The organism is Nonomuraea sp. H19, assembly GCF_052068215.1.
GTDB lineage: Bacteria > Actinomycetota > Actinomycetes > Streptosporangiales > Streptosporangiaceae > Nonomuraea.
On record NZ_JBQHCV010000006.1, the window covers coordinates 281,484 to 303,344 of the forward strand.

At 70.5% G+C, this 21,861-nt stretch carries 21 protein-coding genes; 7 read left to right on the forward strand and 14 right to left on the reverse strand.

Annotated features, from left to right (window positions below; translation table 11 throughout):
- Window positions 1-8: 8 nt before the first annotated feature.
- The 11 genes from rpoZ to pyrR all read right to left on the reverse strand — a co-directional run bounded on the left by rpoZ (window position 9) and on the right by pyrR (window position 11,972).
- Complete coding sequence (gene rpoZ / locus ACTMTI_RS15390) at window positions 9-278, reverse strand: DNA-directed RNA polymerase subunit omega (RefSeq protein ID WP_127931975.1); 270 nt, start codon at window positions 276-278, stop codon at window positions 9-11.
- A gap of 5 nt (window positions 279-283) precedes the next feature.
- Window positions 284-871: a guanylate kinase gene (gene gmk / locus ACTMTI_RS15395; RefSeq protein WP_441121203.1), complete on the reverse strand. Its 588-nt coding sequence runs from the start codon at window positions 869-871 to the stop codon at window positions 284-286.
- 121 nt (window positions 872-992) lie between these two features.
- Window positions 993-1,316, reverse strand: a complete 324-nt coding sequence (gene mihF, locus ACTMTI_RS15400; RefSeq protein WP_020541698.1) for an integration host factor, actinobacterial type — start codon at window positions 1,314-1,316, stop codon at window positions 993-995.
- A 798-nt stretch (window positions 1,317-2,114) separates the two neighbouring features.
- The gene (pyrF, locus tag ACTMTI_RS15405) at window positions 2,115-2,807 is read right to left on the reverse strand and encodes an orotidine-5'-phosphate decarboxylase (RefSeq protein WP_441120990.1); all 693 of its coding nucleotides are present in this window, start codon (window positions 2,805-2,807) and stop codon (window positions 2,115-2,117) included.
- A 139-nt stretch (window positions 2,808-2,946) separates the two neighbouring features.
- A complete protein-coding gene (locus ACTMTI_RS15410) occupies window positions 2,947-3,924 on the reverse strand; it encodes a dihydroorotate dehydrogenase (protein ID WP_441120991.1) in 978 nt (325 codons plus the stop codon).
- The gene (locus tag ACTMTI_RS15415; RefSeq protein ID WP_441121204.1) at window positions 3,914-4,780 is read right to left on the reverse strand and encodes a dihydroorotate dehydrogenase electron transfer subunit; all 867 of its coding nucleotides are present in this window, start codon (window positions 4,778-4,780) and stop codon (window positions 3,914-3,916) included. Before ACTMTI_RS15415 ends, ACTMTI_RS15410 begins: the two co-directional genes overlap by 11 nt.
- Window positions 4,781-4,804: 24 nt before the next feature.
- Window positions 4,805-8,092, reverse strand: coding sequence for a carbamoyl-phosphate synthase large subunit (gene carB, locus ACTMTI_RS15420; RefSeq protein WP_441120992.1), 3,288 nt, complete (start codon window positions 8,090-8,092; stop codon window positions 4,805-4,807).
- The gene (gene carA, locus ACTMTI_RS15425) at window positions 8,079-9,194 is read right to left on the reverse strand and encodes a glutamine-hydrolyzing carbamoyl-phosphate synthase small subunit (RefSeq protein WP_441120993.1); all 1,116 of its coding nucleotides are present in this window, start codon (window positions 9,192-9,194) and stop codon (window positions 8,079-8,081) included. Before carA ends, carB begins: the two co-directional genes overlap by 14 nt.
- Window positions 9,191-10,516, reverse strand: a complete 1,326-nt coding sequence (locus tag ACTMTI_RS15430) for a dihydroorotase (RefSeq protein ID WP_441120994.1) — start codon at window positions 10,514-10,516, stop codon at window positions 9,191-9,193. The genes carA and ACTMTI_RS15430 overlap by 4 nt, the downstream gene beginning before the upstream one ends.
- Window positions 10,513-11,430, reverse strand: a complete 918-nt coding sequence (locus ACTMTI_RS15435) for an aspartate carbamoyltransferase catalytic subunit (protein WP_441120995.1) — start codon at window positions 11,428-11,430, stop codon at window positions 10,513-10,515. Before ACTMTI_RS15435 ends, ACTMTI_RS15430 begins: the two co-directional genes overlap by 4 nt.
- A complete protein-coding gene (pyrR, locus tag ACTMTI_RS15440; protein ID WP_441120996.1) occupies window positions 11,427-11,972 on the reverse strand; it encodes a bifunctional pyr operon transcriptional regulator/uracil phosphoribosyltransferase PyrR in 546 nt (181 codons plus the stop codon). The genes ACTMTI_RS15435 and pyrR overlap by 4 nt, the downstream gene beginning before the upstream one ends.
- 188 nt (window positions 11,973-12,160) lie before the next feature.
- Between pyrR and ACTMTI_RS15445 the strand changes: the two genes are divergently transcribed.
- The 5 genes from ACTMTI_RS15445 to bldD all read left to right on the forward strand — a co-directional run bounded on the left by ACTMTI_RS15445 (window position 12,161) and on the right by bldD (window position 17,435).
- A complete protein-coding gene (locus ACTMTI_RS15445; RefSeq protein ID WP_441120997.1) occupies window positions 12,161-13,405 on the forward strand; it encodes an arginine deiminase in 1,245 nt (414 codons plus the stop codon).
- Window position 13,406: 1 nt separating this feature from the next.
- Complete coding sequence (gene arcC / locus ACTMTI_RS15450) at window positions 13,407-14,342, forward strand: carbamate kinase (RefSeq protein ID WP_441120998.1); 936 nt, start codon at window positions 13,407-13,409, stop codon at window positions 14,340-14,342.
- Window positions 14,343-14,351: 9 nt separating this feature from the next.
- On the forward strand, window positions 14,352-15,773 hold the full coding sequence (locus ACTMTI_RS15455; protein ID WP_441120999.1) for an amino acid permease: 1,422 nt from the start codon (window positions 14,352-14,354) through the stop codon (window positions 15,771-15,773).
- Complete coding sequence (locus tag ACTMTI_RS15460) at window positions 15,774-16,640, forward strand: universal stress protein (RefSeq protein WP_441121001.1); 867 nt, start codon at window positions 15,774-15,776, stop codon at window positions 16,638-16,640.
- A gap of 300 nt (window positions 16,641-16,940) precedes the next feature.
- Window positions 16,941-17,435, forward strand: coding sequence for a transcriptional regulator BldD (gene bldD / locus ACTMTI_RS15465; RefSeq protein ID WP_026214021.1), 495 nt, complete (start codon window positions 16,941-16,943; stop codon window positions 17,433-17,435).
- A 667-nt stretch (window positions 17,436-18,102) separates the two neighbouring features.
- On the opposite strand, the gene ACTMTI_RS15470 is transcribed toward bldD, so the two are convergent.
- The 3 genes from ACTMTI_RS15470 to ACTMTI_RS15480 form a co-directional block, all read right to left on the reverse strand.
- Window positions 18,103-18,489 (reverse strand): SAV_6107 family HEPN domain-containing protein, encoded by a 387-nt coding sequence (locus tag ACTMTI_RS15470; protein ID WP_441121002.1) that lies wholly within the window; start codon window positions 18,487-18,489, stop codon window positions 18,103-18,105.
- 685 nt (window positions 18,490-19,174) lie between these two features.
- Complete coding sequence (locus ACTMTI_RS15475; RefSeq protein ID WP_441121003.1) at window positions 19,175-19,366, reverse strand: ferredoxin; 192 nt, start codon at window positions 19,364-19,366, stop codon at window positions 19,175-19,177.
- Window positions 19,367-19,373: 7 nt separating this feature from the next.
- Window positions 19,374-20,561, reverse strand: a complete 1,188-nt coding sequence (locus ACTMTI_RS15480; protein ID WP_441121004.1) for a cytochrome P450 — start codon at window positions 20,559-20,561, stop codon at window positions 19,374-19,376.
- A 97-nt stretch (window positions 20,562-20,658) separates the two neighbouring features.
- On the opposite strand from ACTMTI_RS15480, the gene ACTMTI_RS15485 reads away from it, so the two are divergent.
- Both ACTMTI_RS15485 and ACTMTI_RS15490 read left to right on the forward strand, forming a co-directional pair.
- Window positions 20,659-21,264, forward strand: a complete 606-nt coding sequence (locus ACTMTI_RS15485; protein ID WP_441121005.1) for a TetR/AcrR family transcriptional regulator — start codon at window positions 20,659-20,661, stop codon at window positions 21,262-21,264.
- A 53-nt stretch (window positions 21,265-21,317) separates the two neighbouring features.
- Window positions 21,318-21,860 (forward strand): hypothetical protein, encoded by a 543-nt coding sequence (locus ACTMTI_RS15490; RefSeq protein ID WP_441121006.1) that lies wholly within the window; start codon window positions 21,318-21,320, stop codon window positions 21,858-21,860.
- The last annotated feature ends 1 nt before the right edge of the window (window position 21,861 follow it).

The window sequence follows — 21,861 nt, forward strand, 5'->3', positions numbered from 1 at the left end:
CGAAGGGGTCAGACCGCGCCTTCGATGGGCTCGGCATTGAGCAGGCCCTCGGAGACCTCGCGCAGTGCGATGGACAGCGGCTTCTCCTGAGCGTGCGTCTCGACCAGCGGGCCGACGTATTCCAGCAGGCCCTCGCCGAGCTGGGAGTAGTAGGCGTTGATCTGGCGAGCGCGCTTCGCGCCCATGATCACCAAAGAGTATTTGCTGTCGACGATGTCGAGCAGCGCGTCGATCGGCGGGTTGGTGATGCCCTCCGCGGCCGCTGTGGTGCCTGCCACGATTGTCAGACCTCTCGGTTGGTGGTTGTCGTGACCCCCTGAGGGTCAGTCATCAAGGCTATCAGCCGGTGACACACATCTTGGACGCTCGTGTTCACGAGCGTGAGGTCGAACTCCGACTCGGCGGCCATCTCGACCCGTCCGGCCGCCAGGCGGCGCGCGATGACATCCTCGGGCTCGGTGCCGCGGCCTCGCAGCCGCTTCTCCAGCTCCTCCCATGTGGGAGGGGCCAGGAACACCAGCAGCGCCTCCGGCATGCTCCTGCGCACCTGCCTGGCGCCCTCGAGGTCGATCTCGAGAAGGGTCGGCACGCCCTCGGCCAGCTTCTTCAGCACCGGCTCGCGCGGCGTGCCGTAGCGGTTGCCCGCGAACTCCGCCCACTCGAGCAGCTCGCCGGCCTCCACTAGCCGGTCGAACTCCTCGCCGTCGACGAAGTAGTAGTGGACCCCGTGCACCTCGCCGGGCCGGGGCCGCCTGGTGGTCACCGAGACCGACAGCCACACCTCGGGGTGTGCCCGCCGGAGCTCGGCGACGACCGTTGACTTGCCGACGCCCGACGGCCCTGAGAGGACCGTCAGCCGCCGCTCGCTCATGGGCAGGAGATCGACCTCCGCTCCTGGTCCGACCCCCTCGCGGGCACCTGCATCGCCGGACCAGGACCTGTCGGTCACTTTCCTACCCCCCGTTGAACCTGCGCTTTCGTTGGAACAGAGATTAGCTCTCGTTCCCACCGAACTCGCGCTCGAGGGAGGCCCTCTGGTTCGCGCCGAGACCCCGCACGCGGCGGGACTCGGCGATGGCAAGCCGCTCCATGAGCTGCTTGGCGCGGACCTTGCCCACGCCGGGGAGCGATTCCAACAAGGCCGACACCTTCATCTTGCCGATGACGTCGTCGGTCTGCCCATCCTTGAGCACCTCAGCCAGAGAAACCGCGCCATGCTTGAGCCGGTTCTTGACCTCGGCACGCTCTTTACGGGCCTTGGCAGCCTTCTCCAGGGCTGCGGCGCGCTGCTCAGGGGTCAGGGGAGGAAGAGCCACGCCGGGTCACCTCGAATTTCTGTCGATGTACTCGGACGGGAAGGGAAACTAGCTGGTCATCGCCCCCTAAGCAACGTCAAGAGCGGTTTCTCTCGCCACAAAATCCACTTCATCACTATGCGTGCCCGAAAAATCACCCAGTGCTGATCAAATCGTCCCCACTTCCCCGTTCGCGCGTCGGCACGCGACGATGTCGGGAAACGCAATGATGATCGCATTCGAGTCCCAAGTCGATGTCCGAAATCCCGCCCGTATAGCGCCGAAACCCAGTACAGGAACGGCGCGCGCGACTCTGCGGCATGCATTATGATCTTGCGTACGAGGGTCCGCGACGGGGCGTTGGCGGCCACCCGACACGGGCGCGACGGGGTGCCGATTCACCACGGCGTGGGCCGAGCGTGCGCTCGTCACGGCGAGCAGCCCGTGAGCCTTCACGACCGGCCATGACGGACGGCCACCGGCTACGGCGCGTGCGGGCAGGCCGGCTTGCCGTAAAAGGATCTTTTGACGCGGGACGACGGGCACGGCGCGGCGAAGGCCGGCCACGGCGGAGAGGAGCGCGCTGACACGCGGCCGAGGAACGCGGACGCCGAGCACCGCACAGAGCTCAGCACCGCACGGGGATGCAACACGGACGCCGAGCACCGCACAGAACTCAGCACCGCACGAGGATGCAACACGGACGCCGAGCACCGTGCGGGGGTCAGGCACAGCACAGAGTTAGCAACACGGGGTAATGCGACATGCGCCACTAAGACCCGCGCGCGCCACTTGACGCGACACGACTCGACGCGGACATCAGGCCACGCGGCGCAGGGAGGCGGCGATGGCGGCCGCCGCCGCGCCGGGATCCGGGGAGCCCGTGATCGGCCGTCCGATGACGAGCAGATCCGCCCCGTCCGCCAGCGCCTGCTCAGGCGTGGCCACCCGCGCCTGGTCCTGCGTGTCGGCCCCCGTGGGGCGCACTCCGGGCGTGATGAGCGTGATCCCCTCCCCCACCTCCGCCCGCACCGCCGACACCTCGTTGGGCGAGCACACCAGCGCCGTGGCGCCCGCCTCCACCGACAGGGCGGCCAGGCGGCGCACCGCGTCGTCAGCGGGCCCGATGAGCCCGATGCGGCCCAGGTCGGACTCCGTCAGCGAGGTCAGGATCGTCACCGCGGCGATCTTGGTGTTGGGCGCGGACTCCACGGCGGCCCTGATCATGGCGGGCCCGCCGGCCGCGTGCACCGTGAGGATCGCCGGGCGCAGCCGGGCGACGGCGCGGGCGGCGCCGGCGACGGTGTTCGGGATGTCGTGCAGCTTGAGGTCGAGGAACACCTGCACGCCGCTGGCCCCCCGTACGGAGGCGATCACGTCGGGGCCGTAGCGGAGATAGAGCTCCAGACCGATCTTGACCGTGCTGACGTGAGGTGTCACCAGGGCCGCCCACCGGGCGGCGGTCTCCAGGTCGGGGGCGTCAAGGGCAACGGCGATGGGTGCGTGAGTCAAGTGGTGCTCTCCTCGGGATCGAACGTCAAGAGGTGCTGTCCTCGATGAGCCGGGCTCTCCGCGGTGAGTCGACAGGTGCTCCCGTGACAGGCCGGAGCCGAGGGGAGCTCCCGCGGCGGGCGAGACCGCAGGTGAGGACTCACTGCGCGCTCTCCTCGGCGTCGACGAGCAGGTGGCGGGGGGCGCTGCCGGGCGGGCGGTGCGCGAGGCCGACGGCGTCGGCGAGCCGCTGGAAGCCGCGGGCCCTCAGGAGGTCTTCAAGCTCGCGTTCGATGCGCAGGCACGCGTACGGGTCGTGGAACAGCGCGGTGCCCACGCCGACCACGCAGGCGCCCGCCAGGACGAGCTGGAAGGCGTCCCTGCCGGTCATCACGCCGCCCATGCCGATCAGCGGCACTCCGGGCAGGGCCGCGTGGACCTGCCAGACGCATCGTACGGCCAGCGGCAGGATGGCGGGCCCCGACAGCCCGCCCGTCACGGCGGCGAGCGAGGGCCGCAGCGACTCGGTGTCGATGGCCATGCCCAGCGGATTGTTGATCATGGACAGCGCGTCGGCCCCGGCGTCCACGCAGGCTCGCGCGACGGCCACGATGTCGGCCACGTCGGGCGCGAGCTTGGCGACGACCGGCACGTCGTAGCGCATGATGGAGCGCACGGAGGCGATCACCTCGGCGGCCGCGCTGCCCTCGCGGGCGAAGACCCGTCCGCGGTCCTCCATGTTGGGGCAGGAGAGGTTGACCTCCAGCGCGGTCACTCCGGGCGCGTCGGCGAGCCTGCGGGCCAGCTCGGAGTATTCGGCGACGGTGCCGCCGCCGATGGAGACGATGGTCTTGATGTTCCGTTGCGCCAGCCAGGGGAGCTCGCGCTCCAGGAAAGCCTCGATGCCCGGCCCCTGCAGCCCCACGGCGTTGAGCATGCCCGAGGGCGTCTCGGCCATGCGGGGCGTGGGCCGGCCCGCGCGCGGCGCCATGGTGATCGAGCGGGTGGTGAGGGCGCCGAGCCGGTGCAGGTCGAAGAACTGGGCCAGCTCCCGCCCCGAGGAGGCGCAGCCGGCGGCCGTGGTGATCGGGTTCGCCAGCTCCACATGCGCCAAAAATGTCCGCATATCAACTGACATGTCGCGCACCGCCCCCGGGGGCGCCGAGCGCGTCGAACGGGATCGTCCCCACGTCCTCGAACCGCACCCGCTCCCCCCGGAACACCGGCCCCTCAGCGCACGCCCGGACCATCCTGGTCGCCCCGTCGTCCCCGATGACCGGTATCACGCAGGTCATGCACACCCCGATGCCGCAGGCCATCTGCTCCTCGACCGCCACCTGCACCGGGATGTCGAACTCCATCGCCACCGCCGTCACGGCCCGCAGCGTCTCCATGGGCGCGCAGGCGTAGACGGCGTCGGCCCGGGTGTCGGCGATCACCGAGGGTAGCGCGTCGGTGACCTTACCGCGTAGTCCGAGCGAGCCGTCCTCGGTCGTGAGCGTGGTGGTCTCGGCGATCCTGCGGGCCCGCATCGCGCCGAAGACCCGCTCGGCCCCGGCGCCGCCCAGCACGAAGTCCACCCGGCAGCCCCGCGCCAGCAGCGCGTCGGCCAGCGGGAACAGCACGGCGGAGCCGTATTCGGCGCCGACCAGCACGCAGTGCACCGGGTCGCGGGGCAGCGGGAAGGGCCGGCCGAGCGGCCCGACCAGGTCGAGCGTGTCGCGGGCGCGCCGCTCGGCCAGCCAGGCCGTGCCGGGGCCGCCGGTGGTGAAGACGAGCTCGACCGTGCCGCCGTAGTCCGGCTTGACGTCGTGGATGGAGAACGCGCGGCGCGTCACCATCGACGTGTGAGCCCCTCCGACGGCCACGGAGACGAAGTGACCGGGGCGGAAGCGCTCGGCTATGCCGGGCGCCACCACCGTCAGCGCATGGTAGGCGTCGACCCGGCGCGTCGTCAGCACCGTGCCCGTCACCTGCACCGGAGTGCCGGCCAGTCGTCTTCACCTCCCGCGCGGGGTTCAGCCCCGGAGTGCCTGTGCGTGCTCCTGGAGTGACCGTACGCCGACGTCGCCGCGTACGATCGCCTGAATGCCCGCGGCCGCCGCGGCGAGTCCCGCCACCGTGGTGATGCACGGGACGCCGCGCAGCACCGCGGCGGTGCGGATGTCGTAGCCGTCGAGCCGCGGCCCCGACTGTCCCGGGCTGCCGAAGGGCGTGTTGATGATCAGGTCGACCTCGCCGTCGAGAATGGCCTGCACGCTCGTGGGCTCACCTCCGGGACCAGGTCCTTCGCTGTGCTTTCGCACGATCTTGGCATGGACGCCGTTGCGGCGCAGCACCTCGGCGGTGCCCTCGGTGGCCAGGATCTCGAATCCGAGATCCGCCAGCGCCTTCACAGGGAAGATCATCGCACGCTTGTCCCTGTTGGCCACGGATACGAACGCGCGTCCCTTGGTCGGCAGTTCGCCGTAGGCGCCGGCCTGCGACTTGGCGTAGGCGATCCCGAAGAACTCGTCGATGCCCATGACCTCGCCCGTCGAGCGCATCTCGGGCCCCAGCACGATGTCCACGCCGCGGAACCGGTTGAACGGCAGCACCGCCTCCTTGACCGCGATGGACGCCTCCATCGGCAGCGTGCCGCCGTCGCCGGTGGCCGGCAGCATGCCCTCCTTCCGCAGCGCGGCGACGGTGGCGCCGAGCATCACCCGGGCCGCCGCCTTGGCCAGCGGCACCGCCGTGGCCTTGGACACGAACGGCACGGTACGGGAGGCGCGCGGGTTGGCCTCCAGGACGTAGAGGACGCCGGCCGACATGGCGTACTGGACGTTCAGCAACCCCCGCACCCCCACACCGCGCGCGATGGCCTCGGTGGCGGCGCGGATGCGCTTGATGTCGTGGCTGCCGAGCGTGATGGGCGGCAGCGCGCACGCCGAGTCGCCGGAGTGGATCCCGGCCTCCTCGATGTGCTCCATGACGCCGCCCAGGTAGAGCTCCTCGCCGTCGTAGAGGGCGTCCACGTCGATCTCGATGGCCTCGTCGAGGAACTTGTCCACCAGCACCGGGTGGCCGCCCTCCTGGGCCGCCATATAGGTGGAGAGCGTCTCCTCGTCGTAGACGATGGCCATGCCGGCCCCGCCGAGCACGTACGACGGGCGTACGAGGACGGGGTAGCCGATCTCCTCGGCGATCTCCCGCGCTTCGGCGACGGTGAGAGCGGTGCCGTGCTTGGGGGCGGGCAGGCCCGCCTCGGCCAGCACCCGCCCGAACGCGCCGCGCTCCTCGGCCAGGTGGATGGACTCCGGCGGGGTGCCGACCACGGGCACGCCCGCGTCCTTCAGCGCCTGCGCCAGGCCCAGCGGCGTCTGGCCGCCGAGCTGCACGATCACGCCCGCGATGGGCCCGGTCTGCTGCTCGGCGTGCACGACCTCCAGCACGTCCTCCAGGGTGAGCGGCTCGAAGTAGAGCCGGTCGGAGGTGTCGTAGTCGGTGGAGACCGTCTCGGGGTTGCAGTTGACCATGACGGTCTCGAACCCGGCCCTGGACAGCTCGAATGAGGCGTGCACGCACGCGTAGTCGAACTCGATGCCCTGTCCGATGCGGTTGGGCCCGGAGCCGAGGATGATGACCTTCGGCCGCTCACCGGAGGGGACCTCGTTCTCCTCGTCGTAGGTCGAGTAGAGGTAGGGCGTCTTGGCGGCGAACTCGGCGGCGCAGGTGTCCACGGTGTTGTAGACCGGCCGCAGCCCGAGGGCGTGCCGCAGGTCGCGCACCCGCGCCTCGTCGATGCCGCGGATCTCGCCGATCTGCACGTCGCTGAACCCGTGGTGCTTGGCCCGCTGGAGCACCTCGGCGGTCAGCTCGGGCGCCGCGGCGATCGCCTGCGCCTCCTCTTCGAGGAGGAAGAGCTGGTCGATGAACCACGGGTCGACGTTCGTCGCCTCGAAGAGCTCCTCGGGCGTGGCGCCGGCGCGGATGGCCTGCTGCATCGTCCGCAGCCGCCCGTCGTGCGGGGTGCGGCACGAGTCCAGCAATTCCGACTTGTCGGGAACGTCCCCCGCCCAGGTGAAGGAGGAGTCCTTCTTCTCCATCGACCGCAGCGCCTTCTGCAGCGCCTCGGGGAAGGAGCGGCCGATGGCCATGGCCTCGCCCACGGACTTCATGTGCGTGGTGAGCGTCTGGTCGGCACCCCTGAACTTCTCGAACGCGAACCGCGGCACCTTGACCACGATGTAGTCGAGCGTCGGCTCGAAGGAGGCCGGGGTCTCCTTGGTGATGTCGTTGGGGATCTCGTCGAGCGTGTAGCCGATCGCCAGCTTCGCCGCGATCTTCGCGATCGGGAAGCCGGTGGCCTTGGAGGCCAGCGCGGAGGACCGGGACACGCGCGGGTTCATCTCGATGACGATCATGCGCCCGGTGCGCGGGTCGACCGCGAACTGGATGTTGCAGCCGCCGGTGTCGACGCCGACCTCGCGGATGACCGCGATGGCGACGTCGCGCATGTTCTGGTATTCGCGGTCGGTCAGGGTCAGCGCGGGCGCGACGGTGACGCTGTCGCCGGTGTGGACGCCCATCGGGTCGATGTTCTCGATGGAGCAGACGATGACGACGTTGTCGTGCTTGTCGCGCATGACCTCGAGCTCGTACTCCTTCCAGCCGAGGATCGACTCCTCCAGGAGCACCTCGGTGGTCGGCGAGGCGTCGAGCCCGGCGCCGGCGATGCGCCGCAGGTCGGACTCGTCATAGGCGAACCCGGACCCGGCGCCGCCCATCGTGAACGACGGCCGGACCACGACCGGATAGCCCAGCTCGCGCGCGGCGGCCAGGCACTCGTCCATCGTGTGGCAGATGGCCGACCTGGCCGACTCGGCGTTGAGCCCGTGCTCACGGGCGACCTTGGCGACGATCTCCTTGAACCGCTCGCGGTTCTCCCCCGCCTGGATCGCGTCGAAGTCGGCGCCGATCAGCTCGACCTTGTACTTCTCCAGCGCGCCCGACTCGTGCAGCGCGACCGCCGTGTTGAGCGCGGTCTGGCCGCCCAGCGTGGGCAGCAGCGCGTCGGGCCGCTCCTTGGCGATGATCTTCTCGACGAATTCGGGGGTGATCGGCTCGACGTACGTGGCGTCGGCGAACTCGGGGTCCGTCATGATCGTCGCCGGGTTGCTGTTGACCAGGATGACGCGGAAGCCCTCGGCCCGCAGCACCCGGCACGCCTGGGTGCCCGAGTAGTCGAACTCGCACGCCTGGCCGATCACGATCGGCCCGGAGCCGATCACCAGGACCGACCTGATGTCCTCACGCTTGGGCACGGCTCATGACCTCACAGAACTCGTCGAAAAGGTAAGCGGCGTCATGCGGCCCCGCGGCGGCCTCAGGGTGGTATTGGACGCTGAAGGCCGGCCCGTCGAGCAGGCGCAGGCCTTCGACGCAGCGGTCGTTGAGGTTGACGTGGCTGACCTCGGCCCGCCCGTAGGGGGTGTCGAACGGGCCGTCGAGCGGCGCCTCGACCGCGAACCCGTGGTTGTGGGCCGAGATCTCGACCTTGCCGGTGCGCACGTCCTGGACGGGCTGGTTGACGCCGCGGTGGCCGTACCGCAGCTTGTAGGTGGACAGGCCCAGAGCGCGGCCGAAGAGTTGGTTGCCAAAGCAGATCCCGAAAAATGGGACTTTGGACTCCAGAACCTGCCGCAGCGCCGACACGTCCGCCGTGGCCGGGTCGCCGGGGCCGTTGGAGAAGAACACGCCGTCCGGCCGGACGGCCATGATCTGCTCGTACGTGGCCGTCGCCGGCAGCACGTGCACCTCGCAGCCGCGCTCGGCCATCCGATGCGGGGTCATGCCCTTGATGCCGAGGTCCACGGCCGCGACCCTGAACCCCCGCCCACCTCCCCTGCCGATCGCCGGCACCACATAGGGCTCGGCCGTGGCCACCTCGGCGGCCAGGTCGGCGCCCTCCATGCCGGGCGAGCGGCGTACGCGCTCGACGAGCTCCTCGACCGGGGCGTCAGGAGCGGTGAAGATCCCGGCGCGCATGGCGCCGCGCTCGCGCAGGTGGCGGGTGAGCGCGCGGGTGCCGGAGATGGCGATCCCGACGACGCCCTGTTCTTTGAGGTAGTCCTCCAGCGAGCGGTTGGCCCGCCAGTTGGAGACGATCCTGGACGGCTCGCGCACGACGTAGCCGGCCACCCAGACGCGGCCCGACTCGGGGTCTTCGTCGTTGACTCCGGTGTTGCCGATGTGCGGAGCCGTCATGGCGACGATCTGCCGGTGGTACGACGGGTCCGTGAGGGTCTCCTGGTAGCCGGTCATGCCGGTGTTGAAGACCATCTCGCCGAAGGTCTCACCTTCGGCGCCATAGGGGAATCCCTGGAAGACGCGGCCATCTTCCAGGACGAGCAGGGCGGTGTTCAAACCAGCTTCCCTTCCAGAACGGTCGGCCTGCCGCGCAGGAACGTGGCCACTACTCTGCCAGGCAGCGTCATCCCCTCGTAGGGGGTGTTCCTGCTCTTCGACGCGAAGGCGGTGGGGTTGACTTCGGTGCGGACGGCCGGGTCGTAGAGCGTGATGTTGGCCGGGGCGCCGACCTCCAGCGGCTGCCCCTGCCCGGCCAGGCGGCCGATACGCGCGGGCGCGACGGACATGCGCTGGGCGATCCCCGCCCAGTCGAGCAGCCCGGTCTCCACCATGGCCTCCTGGACGACGCTGAGCGCCGTCTCCAGGCCGACCATGCCCATGGCCGCGGCCGACCACTCGGTCTCCTTGTCCTCGACCGGGTGGGGCGCGTGGTCGGTGGCGACGATGTCGATCGTGCCGTCGGCCAGCGCGGCCCGCAGCGCCTCGACGTCCGCGCGGGTGCGCAGCGGCGGGTTGACCTTGTAGATCGGGTTGTACGCGCCCACCGGCGACTCCTCGACCAGGTCGTCGGTGAGGAGCAGGTGATGCGGGGTGACTTCGGCGGTGACGTTCCAGCCCTTGGACTTGGCCCAGCGGATGATCTCCACGGAGCCGGCCGTCGAGACGTGGCACACGTGCAGCCTGGAGCCGACGTGGGCGGCCAGCAGGCAGTCGCGGGCGATGATCGCCTCTTCGGCGACCGCCGGCCAGCCGGTCAGGCCGAGCCGGCCGGAGATGACGCCCTCGTTCATCTGGGCGCCCTCGGTCAGCCTGGGCTCCTGGGCGTGCTGGGCGACGACGCCGTCGAACGCCTTGACGTACTCCAGGGCGCGGCGCATCAGCACCGCGTCGTCCACGCACTTGCCGTCGTCGGAGAAGACGCGCACGCGGGCGGCCGAGTCGGCCATCGCGCCGAGCTCGGCGAGCTGCTTGCCCGCCAGGCCCGAGGTGACGGCGCCGACCGGATGCACGTCGCAGTGCCCGAACTCGCGACCCAGCCGCCACACCTGCTCGACCACGCCGGCGGTGTCGGCGACGGGCGAGGTGTTGGCCATGGCGTGCACGGCGGTGTATCCGCCGCGGGCCGCCGACTGCGTGCCGGTCTGCACGGTCTCGGCGTCCTCCCGGCCGGGCTCGCGCAGGTGCGTGTGCAGGTCGACCAGCCCGGGCAACGCGATCGCGCCCCCACCGTCAACCACCAGATCGTCCCCGTCGCCACCGGCGCCACCGCTGACCGGGCCCGCTTCGGGGCCGGCTGGGATGATCGCGGCGATCACCCCGCCCGAGACCTGGATGTCGGCAAGCTCCCCGCCGAGAATCCTGACATTACGTATGATCATGCGGTCTCTCCCCCGAGCAGCAGGTACAGGACGGCCATGCGGATGGTCACACCGTTGGCGACCTGCTCCACGATCGTGGACCGCGCCGAGTCGGCCACCTCGGCGGCGATCTCCATCCCCCGGTTCATCGGCCCGGGATGCATCACGATCGCGTCATCGGGCATCTTGGCGAACCGGTCCCGGTCGAGCCCGTACCGGCGGGAGTATTCGCGCTCGCTCGGGAAGTATGCGGCGTTCATCCGCTCCTTCTGCACCCGCAGCATCATCACCACGTCCGACTTGGGCAGCACCGCGTCCAGGTCGTACGACACCTCGCACGGCCAGGTGCCGACCGAGACGGGCAGCAGCGTGGGCGGCGCGACCAGCGTGACGTCGGCGCCGAGCGTGCCGAGCAGGAGCACGTTGGAGCGGGCGACGCGGCTGTGCAGCACGTCGCCGACGATCGTGACCTTGCGCCCTTCGAGGCTGCCCAGGCGGCGGCGCATGGAGAAGGCGTCGAGCAGCGCCTGCGTGGGGTGCTCGTGGGTGCCGTCGCCGGCGTTGACGACGCTGCCGCGCACCCAGGTGGCCAGGCGGTGCGGCGCGCCGGAGGCGCTGTGGCGGATGACGACCGCGTCGGCGCCCATGGCCTCGAGGGTGAGCGCGGTGTCCTTGAGCGACTCGCCCTTGGACACGCTCGACCCCTTGGCCGAGAAGTTGATCACGTCGGCGGACAGCCGCTTGGCCGCCGCCTCGAACGAGATCCGGGTCCGCGTGGAGTCCTCGAAGAACAGGTTGACCACGGTGCGCCCGCGCAGCGTGGGCAGCTTCTTGATAGATCGTTCCGAGACCCGCGCCAGCTCCTCGGCGGTGTCGAGGATGAGCAGCGCGTCGTCCTTGGCGAGGTCGCCCGCCGAGATCAGGTGCCGGTTCACAGGGCGTCCCCCTTCATGAGGAGCACGGCGTCGCGTCCGTCGATCTCCTCCACGTAGACCCTGACCTTCTCGCTCTTGGCCGTGGGGAGGTTCTTTCCGACGTAGTCGGCGCGGATGGGAAGCTCGCGGTGGCCGCGGTCGACCAGCGTGGCGAGCTGCACCGCGGTGGGGCGGCCGAGGTCGTTGAGCGCGTCGAGCGCGGCGCGTACGGTGCGGCCGGAGTAGAGGACGTCGTCGACGAGGACGACGATCTTGCCGTCGATGCCGTCGGGCGGCAGCTCGGTGCGGCCGAGCGGCCGGGCCGGCTTGAGCCGCAGGTCGTCGCGGTACATCGTGATGTCGATCGAGCCGACGGGGATCTTGACGCCTTCGAACTGCTGGATGCGGTCGCCGAGCCGGCGGGCGAGGGTGGCGCCGCGGGTCGGGATGCCGAGGAGGACGACGTCGCCGGCGCCTTTGGTGCGTTCGAGGATCTCGTGCGCGATCCGGGTCAGCGCCCGGTGCACGTCCGGGGCTTCCAGCACCGCCCTGGGATCGGACATGACGAAGCTCACCACCTTTCCCGCCTCACGGGACGGGTCTTAAAAGGGTGTTGGTCGGGACACACAGTACCAGGGCCTACCAGGTACAACGCGAGTGCCCTCCCACGGCGCGCGGCACCACGTCGACGCCTTCCGCGGCGGAATCGCGTACCGGGGTGACGTCCCTCATCTTGGGGGATATCGCAAGGATGACATTCCATGTCGATTCCGAGGTCGGGCGGCTGCGCCAGGTGCTCCTGCACAAGCCCGACCTGGCGCTCAAGCGGCTGACTCCGGCCAACAAGGACGCGTTCCTGTTCGACGACGTGCTGTGGGTCCAGCGCGCGATGGAGGAGCACGAGGAGTTCCAGCAGGTGCTGCGCGACCGCGGCATCGCCGTCCACCTGCTGGCCGACCTGCTCAGGGAGACGGTCGACATCCCGGAGGCGCGCAAGCACATCCTCGACGCGGTCATCGACGAGCGCTGGCTCGGGCCGGCGGCGATCGACGACATCCGCAACACGCTCGACGGCATGGACCCGGCGACGCTGCAGGTCTACCTGACCGGCGGCATCACCAAGCGGGAGCTGGTCGAGATGGGCTGCGAGCCCAAGTCGGTGACCTACCACGCCATGGCCGACGACGACTTCATCCTGCCGCCGCTGCCCAACCACCTGTTCACCCGCGACACCTCCTGCTGGGTGTACGACGGCGTGTCGATCAACGCGATGAAGAAGAAGGCCCGCATGCGGGAGACGGTCAACATGGAGGCCGTCTACATGTATCACCCGACGTTCGCCGGCGGGTTCAACCGGCCGGGACAGGGCGGATACCACTGCTGGATGCCCGGCCAGCCGATGGCGCCGGCCACCATCGAGGGCGGCGACGTGCTCGTCATCGGGCGCGGCGCGGTGCTGGTGGGGATGAGCGAGCGCACCCAGCCGCAGGCGGTGGAGATGCTCGCGCAGCGGCTGTTCCGCGCCGGTTCCGCCCGGAAGATCGTGGCGCTCGACATGCCGAAGGCGCGGGCGTTCATGCATCTCGACACCGTGATGACGATGCTGGACGTGGGGGTGTTCAGCAAGTACGCGGGCCTGGGCATGCTGCCGTCGTACACCATCGAGCCCGGCGGCACGCACAAGGAGCTCGCGGTCACCGACCACCCGCCGCAGGACATGCACCGGGCCATCGCGCACGCCCTGGACCTGCCGGACATCACGGTCCTGACCCCGACCCAGGACGTCCGCGCGGCCGCGCGGGAGCAGTGGGACGACGGCTGCAACGGGCTGGCGCTGGAGCCCGGCGTGGTGGTCGCCTACGAGCGCAACACCACGACCAACAACTTCCTGCGCGACAACGGCATCGAGGTGATCACGATCAGGGGCAGCGAGCTCGGCAGGGGCCGCGGCGGTCCCCGCTGCATGAGCTGCCCGCTCGAGCGCGACGGGATCTGACATGCGGGTCATCGTGGCGCTGGGCGGCAACGCAGTGCTCAGGCGCGGCCAGCAGCCGGACGCCGACGTGCAGATCGGCAACGTCCGGGCGGCGGCCAGGACGCTCGCCCGGCTGGCGCACCGGCACGAGCTGGTCATCACCCACGGGAACGGCCCGCAGGTCGGCCTGCTGGCGCTGCAGAGCGCCGCCGACCCCGGCCTGACCAGGCCCTACCCCTTCGACACGCTCGGCGCCCAGACGCAGGGCATGATCGGCTACTGGATGCAGCAGGCCCTGCAGAACGCCCTGCCGGGCCGGCAGGTCATCGCCATGGTGACGCAGACGCTGGTGACGGCGGTGGATCCGGCCTTCGACGCGCCGGCCAAGTTCGTCGGCCAGGTCTACGAGCGGGAGCAGGCGGAGAAGCTGGCCGCCGAGTACGGCTGGACTGTCGAGCAGGACGGCCCGCACTGGCGGCGCGTGGTCCCCTCCCCGGCCCCGCGGCGCATCGTCGAGACCCGGCTGATCCACAAGCTGATCAGGGAGGGCGTGATCGTGATCTGCGCGGGCGGCGGCGGCATCCCCGTGGTCCGCGACGAGCGCGGCCGGCTGGCCGGCGTCGAGGCGGTCGTGGACAAGGACCTGACCGCGGCGGTGCTGGCCGAGGCGCTGGAGTGCGACGCGTTCCTCAGCCTGACCGACGTGCCGCGGGTGCTGCGCGGCTTCGGCACGCCCCACCAGACGGAGATCGCCCACACCACTCCGCACGAGCTGCGGGCGTTGGACTTCCCCGCCGGGTCGATGGGTCCGAAGGTGGAGGCTGCCTGCCGGTTCGTGGAGACCACCGGCGACATGGCGGCCATCGGGAAGCTGGACGAGGCCGAGCGCATACTCGAGGGCGCAGCGGGCACGATCGTGACACCGAATGGCAGGTGGCCGCTGACGAGCACGCTCTAGGGATGCCGGATGACACTGGCGCGACGGCTCTTCCGCACCAAACCCACCGAGCGGATCGTGGCGGAGGGCGGCCATGGCGAGGGCGGCGATCTGCGGCGGACGATGTCGCTGTGGCAGCTCACGTTGTTCAGCGTGGGCGCCACGCTCGGCACCGGCATCTTCGTGATCCTCGGGCAGGCGGTGCCGAAGGCGGGCCCCGCGGTGGTGCTGGCGTTCGTGCTGGCCGCGATCACCGCGCTGTTCTCGGCCCTGTCGTACGCCGAGCTGGCCGGGACGATCCCGGTGTCCGGCTCGTCCTACTCCTACGCGTACGCGACGCTGGGCGAGCTCGTGGCGTGGGTCTGCGGCTGGTGCCTGATGCTGGAGTACGCCGTGTCCGTGGCGGCGGTGGCCGTGGGGTGGGGCGAATACCTCAACGCGTTCCTGCGGTCGCTGTTCGGCTTCACGCTGCCGGCGGCGATCACCCGCTCCCCCGGCCAGGAGGGCGGCGCGGTCAACGTCACGGCGATCGTCATCGTGCTGCTGGCCACGTGGCTGCTGCTGTACGGGGCGTCGGAGAGCGCCACGGCCAACGCGGTGTTCGTGCTGGTCAAGGTCGCGGTGCTGCTGTTCTTCTGCGTGGTGGCGTTCACCGCGTTCCGGTCGGGGAACCTCGTGCCCTTCGCGCCCATGGGGGTGGCCGGGATCACGGCGGCGGCCTCGCAGGTGTTCTTCTCCTACATCGGCTTCGACGCCGCCTCCACCGCCGGCGAGGAGGCCAGGAACCCCAGGCGCGACCTGCCGCTGGCGATCATCCTGTCGCTGGCCATCGTGACCGTCGTCTACGTGCTCGTGGCGGTGGCCGCCGTCGGGGCGATGCCGTGGACGGAGTTCGACCCGCGGAGCACCGAGGCGAGCCTGTCGTACATCGCGGACCTGGCCATGGCCTCGACCTGGCCCGGCCTGATCGTCTCGTTCGGCGCGGTCATCGCCATCGCCAGCGTCGTCCTCACGGTCATCTACGGCCAGACCCGCATCCTGTTCGCGATGTCCCGTGACGGCCTGATCCCCCGGGTCTTCCAGCGGGTCCACCCGCGCCGCCAGGTGCCGGTCGCCAACACGCTCATCGTCGCCACGTTCATCTCGGTCCTGGCCGGGCTGGTGCCGCTGGGGCAGCTCGCGGAGGCGACCAGCATCGGCACGCTGTTCGCCTTCGCCATCGTCAACGTCGGCGTGCTCGTCCTGCGCCACCGCAGCCCCGGCCTGCCGCGCAGCTTCCGCGTGCCGCTCTTCCCGGCCACGCCGGTGCTGGGCACGATCTTCTGCGTCATCGTGATGGCGGGGCTGGCGGGGGTGACCTGGCTGGCGTTCGCGTTGTGGATGCTGGCGGGCCTGGTCTGCTATTTCCTGTACGGCTATGGCCATTCGCGGCTGAACGCCGAGGTGCGCTGAGTGAAGCTCGACCACGTACTCGCCGGCTACGTCACCGGATCGCGCGGCAGGGACGGACTGTCGCTGGCCGCGCTGCTCAGCGAGCAGGCGCACGCGCGACTGACGGTGGCGACCGTGCAGCCGCCCGTCTGGTCCACGCCCGGGCCCGCCAGGGCCGAGGAGAGCGCGTGGCGGCAGTACGTCAGCGAGCAGGCCGCCGCGACGCTCGCCCAGGCCAGGGAGCTGGCCGGCGAGGACGCCGACTACGTGACCCACACCAGCAGGGGCAGCGGGCGCGGGCTGGTGGAGCTGGCGCGCCGGCGCGGCGCCGACGTCGTGGTGATCGGCTCCGCGCCGCGCGGGGGCGGCGGCCGCATCACCGTCGGCAGCACCGCCGACCAGCTCCTGCACTCCTCCCCCGTTCCGGTCCTGCTCGCCCCGCGTGGCTACGGCGATCGGCCGCCGGCCGCCGTCGACCGCCTCACCGTGGCCTACCGGCGCAGCCCCGGCTGCGACACGGCGGTCAAGGACGCGGCCAGGACGGCCGCGGCGCTCGACGTCCCGCTGCGGCTGGTGACGCTGGTGGTCAGCAGCGGCCGGCGAGCCAGGGTCGAGGAAGAGATGCTCGTACGCCTGCGCGACCGGGCCGCGGCCGACCTGCGCGCGGCTGCGCGGGGCCACGCGCGGCGGCTGCGCGTGGAGGTCGAGGTGCTGGAGGGCCGCAACGTCGGCCAGGCGCTCGGCACGACCTCGTGGCTCCCCGGCGAGATGATCATATGCGCTTCGAGCGGTGCCGGGCCACTCAGACGGGTGTTCCTCGGCGACACCTCGCTCAAGATCGTACGGGCCTCGACCTGCCCTGTCATGATTCTCACCCGGCAGACCTGACAAAGCGCCTCCCTCGGCAAACTCTGACGAAGTACTGTTATCAGAGGGACAGGAGGGGCGATTGCGGCGTTTCCGGCCGGACCGGATTCGGCATCTTTTTTCCAATCAGCTTGACCTCGGGCGTCCACCCCTTTACCGTCACGGTGCGTAACCACACCTCGCGGCGTTCTGGGGTAAACCCGGGGCCATGGCTACCGATGGTGCCAAGCCTGGCACCAGACCCCCCGGTGGCTAGGGCATTCGCCGCTAGGGAGCACAATCTACTGAGAGCGATACATACGAGAGCCGGGGGGCCACACGATGCCGTCTGAGTACGCAAAGTCGCTGGGTGCACGACTCCGCGCCATCCGCACCCAGCAGGGCCTGTCCCTGCATGGAGTCGAAGAGAAGTCGCGTGGCAGGTGGAAAGCCGTGGTCGTGGGTTCCTACGAGCGTGGCGACCGCGCGGTCACGGTGCAGAAGCTTGCCGAGCTTGCCGACTTCTACGGGGTGCCCGTATCCGAGCTGCTGCCGGGCGGCGCCGCCCCCAGCCCGCTCGGCCCGACGCCCAAGCTTGTGATCGACCTGGAGCGGCTGGCGACACTGCCGAAGGAGAAGGCGGGCGCCCTGGCCCGCTACGCCGCCACGATCCAGAGCCAGCGTGGGGACTACAACGGCAAGGTCCTGTCGATCCGCCAGGAGGACTTGCGCTCCCTGGCCGTGATCTACGACAAGTCGCCGAGCGAACTGACCGAGGAGCTCATCAGCTGGGGCGTCCTCGACGCCGAGGCTCGCAGGGCCGTCGAGTCGTTCTGAGGCCGGACCGCATGAGGGCGCGCCGTGTCCGCACGGCGCGCCCTCATGGCGCTTCCAGCGGCCCCCCGGGCGTCAGGCCCCCCGGGGGGCCGCCTCCCGTTGAATCAGCCGGCGGCGTGGGCGCGGCCCGCCGTCTCGGTCAACGTGGCCCTCGCGCGCTGCTCGCCATCACACGCGACGGGACGCGGGTCGCTTTCCCCTCACCCGGCCGTGCGCGTCGCCGGGACCGCCTGCCACGTGGCGCTGTCGTCCGCGGACGACGCTTCCGGGGCCTGCCTGGGCCGAAGAGCTGTCTCTTGTCGCGGGTTCGCGAGGCGGGAACGATCGGGAAACAGCAGGCATGACGAGCACGCAACCGGAGGAACGGGTCGAGGCCGACGACGCCGAACTCATCCGGCGGTCCCATGACGTCCCGGAGGCGTTTGGGAGGCGGCCCGCACTCGGAGGAGGCGCGGGCGGCGGGCATCTTCAGAGCGCACACGGGCGACGGGCACCTTCAAAGCGCGCACGGGCCGCCGTGGCACCCAGGGACGTACGCAACGCGGCGGGACGACGAGCACCCCGGAGCCGTACGCAACGCGCCGGGACGGCGTAGCGCCCGGGGCCGGACATGGCGCCCTGGGTGAGGAGTGTCCCCGGAGGCGGACGTGGCGCCCGGGGTCAGAGGTCAGCCGGCCAACGGGACGTCCACGGGGAGTTGTGGCTGGGACGGGACGCCGAGGAGGTCTTCGACCGTGCAGACGAAGGTCTCCGCCTCGGCCAGGATCTCGTCGGCGTCGGCCGCGCTGACCCGGCTGACCATGCCCGCCTCCGCGGCGGCGCGCTTGGCGGCGCTCACCGCGAAGTAGGCGGCCCACTCGGCCAGGTGCGGCTCGGCCTCCGGCAGGAGCTCCCATGCGCTGCGCAGCCGGCGCCTGCGGCCCTCCGCGGGACGGGGACGGGCGGCCAGGATCGCCGCCGCCGCTCGAAGGGCCGCCAGGTGAGCGGCCACATATCGGGATGCCGGGGTGCGAGCGCCGGTCGCCTCCGCCAGGCAGGAACGTGCATCGGTCAAGTGTGCCCGAACCGCAGGCGACAGCCGGGGCCCGGGCGTGTCTCTAGGCCGTGGTGCCATCTTGCGCGCCTCCTTGGAGTCGTGGGCGGCTGCCGGCGTCTCCGCCGCTGGAGCCCAGACTTGCAGACCCCACTGACATTTCCGCCGGGCCGGCCGGACGAGGAGCTTCCCCTCTCCCCGTCCGGCCAGGACACGCCCACTCGTCTCCGCCGACGACGAGGACATGTCCTTCGCCCGTGGAGCCTGGTCGCGGGCCTCGCTTGCGAAAGCGAGACCCGCGACCAGGTCCTGGTGACGTTGAGCCGCGAGCCTCACCGTCACTAGATCGAACATAATTTCGATCACGCTCGGTGTCAACCTGTTCCACGAACATGGGTTCGATGACCATGAACCGAACGGGCCATCCGGGTGCCCATGGGTCTGCGTTGCGTCCTCGCCGTTCGGGGGCCGTCACGTCGTTCCGCGCTTCCGGCATCCCCGGGCGCCAGGTCGCGCAGCCGGCCGGACATCGGCCGCTGGGCGCCCGAGGACGCGGGCGATGGGCCCTCAGCCCGGCTTGAGGACTCCCGGGACATGAACGGCCGAGCCGGGGCAACGGCGGCAAGGCGCCGGACGACAAAGAGCCGTCGCCGCAGGGTCGGGTTGCGGCGACGGCGGGTGGTTCAGGGGTGTCAGGCGGCGGACGTCAGGTGGCGGAGATGGCGCCCGAGGGGCACAGCGTCACGGCGCGGCGGACGGCCTCCTCCAGCTTCTCCGGCACCGGGCTCTGCAGCACCACCACGGTGCCGTCGTCCTCGCTCTGATCGAACACCTCCGCCACCGTCAGCGCGCACATGCCCGCACCGATGCACACCGTGGTGTCTGCCTTGATTTCCATTGATGACCTACCAAGTGACTGGGAGGCGGTGCACTCCATAGATGCTCATGTCCGAGCGCATCGGCACCTCCTCCGGTGTTACGGCCAAGCGTAGGCCAGGGAAGCGCCGCAGCAGCGCGGGGAAGGCGATGCGCATCTCCTCGCGCGCGAGCTGCTGACCCAGGCACTGGTGGATGCCGTGGCCGAAGGTGACGTGCCCGCTCGCGGGCCTGGTGACGTCGAGCGTGTCGCCGCCGGGGAAGCGGGAGGGGTCGCGGTTGACCGTGGGCAGGTGAAGGGCGACCGTCTCGCCCGCCTTGATGAGGTTGCCCTCGATCTCGAGGTCCTCCAGCGCGACCCGGAACGGGCCGAGGTGGATGATCGTGAGGTAGCGCAGCAGCTCCTCGACGCCGTTGTCCACCACCGACGGGTCGTCCCGCATGGCGGCGAGCTGGTCAGGGTTGGTGAGCAGCGCGTACGTCCCGAGCCCCAGCATGTTGGCGGTGGTCTCGTGCCCCGCCACCAGCAGCAGGAACCCGACCCCGGTGAGCTCGTCGTCGCCGAGTTCCCCGCCCTCGATGAGCCCGCTGAGCAGGTCGTCGTCCGGCTCCTTGCGCTTGCGCTGGATCAGCCCGTGCAGGTAGGCCATGGTCCTGCCCAGCGCCTCCAGCGCCTCCTCGGGCTTGCTCTCGAGGTTGACGATCACCTTGGCGTCCTCGTGGAAGCGCGCGCGGTCCTCGTACGGAACTCCGAGCAGCTCGCAGATCACCAGCGACGGGATCGGCAGGGCGAAGGCCTGGACCAGGTCCACGGGCCCGCCGGCGGCCTCCATGTCGTCGAGGCAGGCGTTGGTGATCTCCGCGATCCTGGGCTCCAGCAGCTTCATCCTGCGTACGGTGAACTGCCCGGTGAGCAGCCTGCGGTAGCGGGTGTGCTCGGGCGGGTCGGTACGTAGGAAGAACCCTGGTGGGACCCGGAAGTCCTTTCTCTGGAAGCCCACCCTCTGCGGGATCGGCGGGTGCATCTTCTCGGGCCGGTTGCTGAAGCGCGGGTCGGCCAGCACCGCCCGCGCCGCCGCGTAGCCGGTCACCAGCCAGCCTCGGTGGCCGTCGGCGTACGTCATGCGGTGCATCGTCGCCTGCTGCCGCAGCTTCGTGATCTCGTCGGGCGGGTCCAGCGGGCGCTGGCGGGCGATGGAAAGGGTCAGATCTGACATGCCATGGCTCCTTTCGAGTCCTGTCCCTCCAGAAAACATCAACCGGTGCAAAACTTCAATGGATGAAAAACGTAAAGGAATGCAGTACAGTTCCCACATGGCGGGTCTGCGGGAGCGCAAGAAAGAGCGCACGCGCCGGGCGCTGATCGACGCGGCGCTCCGGCTGTTCGAGGAGAAGGGCTACGACGAGACCACGCTCGCGGAGATCGCGGCCGAGGCCGAGGTGTCGACGCGGACGTTCTTCAGCTACTTCGCCAGCAAGGAAGACGTGATCTTCCACGACGGTCAGGACCGGCTCGAGCGGGCTCTGGCGTTGCTGGCGAACAGGGGACCCGGCGAGTCTCCTACCGGCCTGCTGCTCAGATACGTCAACGACAGCTTCATCTGGGCGACCGAGTACGAGGACCTCACGTTCGAGGATGCCCGGCTGCGCGTACGGCTCGTCATGACACAGCCGGCGCTGCAGGCGCGGGCGCTGTTCCTGCTGTTCGACAGTCAGCTCAAGCTGGCCAAGGCGCTGCAGGAGGCGTTCCCCGACCGGCTGGACGCGGTCCAGGCGAGCGCGGCGGTGGGGGCGCTGATCGGCGCCGTCAAGCTGGCTGTGATGGCCAACCTGGACAACGACCGCTCTCTCGAGGACATCTGGGACACGGCGCGGAGGGCGGCCGAGATCGCGCTGTCCGGTCTGCGGTCCATCGATTAGCGCCGCAGTATGGTTTGAAGGTCATTAAGACCGGATGCCCGAGAGGTGAGCGGATGGCGCGAAGCGGTCGGATCAGTCTCGTCCTCCTCGCACTGGGACCGGCCCTGACGGCAGCGTACGCGGCCGCCAACCGCGTGGCCATCGAGGCGGCCACGGAAGCGCAGATCAACGGGCCCGAGTGGGAGGGCGGCGGCCCGGTCGACGCCGACGGGATGACGGCGCTGGGTGTGGACACCTGGCAGCTGATCTGGTGGACCGCGCTGGTGGTGGGCGTGGTGGCCGTGGCGTTCGCCGCCATCGGCGTGCTCCTGCGGCGGCACCGCAGGGGGCGCGCGCTGCTCCTCGTCCTGTCGGGCGTCCTCATCGTGCCGTACGCGCTCGGCTTCCTCGCCGCCTTCCTCGTTCCCTTACATGTGTTCGCCGGGCTCTACGACGCTCCCGACTTCGTGGCCGGCATCCCCTCCTGGCAGCCGGCCACGGCTTTCCTGTTGCTGGCCGCCGGGGTGGCGCAGGCGATCGGGCTGTCGCTGGCGGCCCGATCAGGCCGGCGGGAGGCCCGCGAGCGCCGGGACGCCGCCCACCCGGGCGAGGGGTGAG

What these genes read in the sequence shown, in the direction of transcription:
- ACTMTI_RS15455 (WP_441120999.1), top strand. Translation starts at nt 14,352, where the DNA reads ATGACACTGGCGCGACGGCTCTTCCGCACCAAACCCACCGAGCGGATC.
- ACTMTI_RS15475 (WP_441121003.1), bottom strand. Translation starts at nt 19,366, where the DNA reads ATGGAAATCAAGGCAGACACCACGGTGTGCATCGGTGCGGGCATGTGC.
- pyrR (WP_441120996.1), bottom strand. Translation starts at nt 11,972, where the DNA reads ATGTCCGATCCCAGGGCGGTGCTGGAAGCCCCGGACGTGCACCGGGCG.
- ACTMTI_RS15445 (WP_441120997.1), top strand. Translation starts at nt 12,161, where the DNA reads ATGACATTCCATGTCGATTCCGAGGTCGGGCGGCTGCGCCAGGTGCTC.
- ACTMTI_RS15410 (WP_441120991.1), bottom strand. Translation starts at nt 3,924, where the DNA reads ATGTCAGTTGATATGCGGACATTTTTGGCGCATGTGGAGCTGGCGAAC.
- ACTMTI_RS15490 (WP_441121006.1), top strand. Translation starts at nt 21,318, where the DNA reads ATGGCGCGAAGCGGTCGGATCAGTCTCGTCCTCCTCGCACTGGGACCG.
- ACTMTI_RS15430 (WP_441120994.1), bottom strand. Translation starts at nt 10,516, where the DNA reads ATGATCATACGTAATGTCAGGATTCTCGGCGGGGAGCTTGCCGACATC.
- gmk (WP_441121203.1), bottom strand. Translation starts at nt 871, where the DNA reads ATGAGCGAGCGGCGGCTGACGGTCCTCTCAGGGCCGTCGGGCGTCGGC.
- arcC (WP_441120998.1), top strand. Translation starts at nt 13,407, where the DNA reads ATGCGGGTCATCGTGGCGCTGGGCGGCAACGCAGTGCTCAGGCGCGGC.
- bldD (WP_026214021.1), top strand. Translation starts at nt 16,941, where the DNA reads ATGCCGTCTGAGTACGCAAAGTCGCTGGGTGCACGACTCCGCGCCATC.
- ACTMTI_RS15485 (WP_441121005.1), top strand. Translation starts at nt 20,659, where the DNA reads ATGGCGGGTCTGCGGGAGCGCAAGAAAGAGCGCACGCGCCGGGCGCTG.
- ACTMTI_RS15480 (WP_441121004.1), bottom strand. Translation starts at nt 20,561, where the DNA reads ATGTCAGATCTGACCCTTTCCATCGCCCGCCAGCGCCCGCTGGACCCG.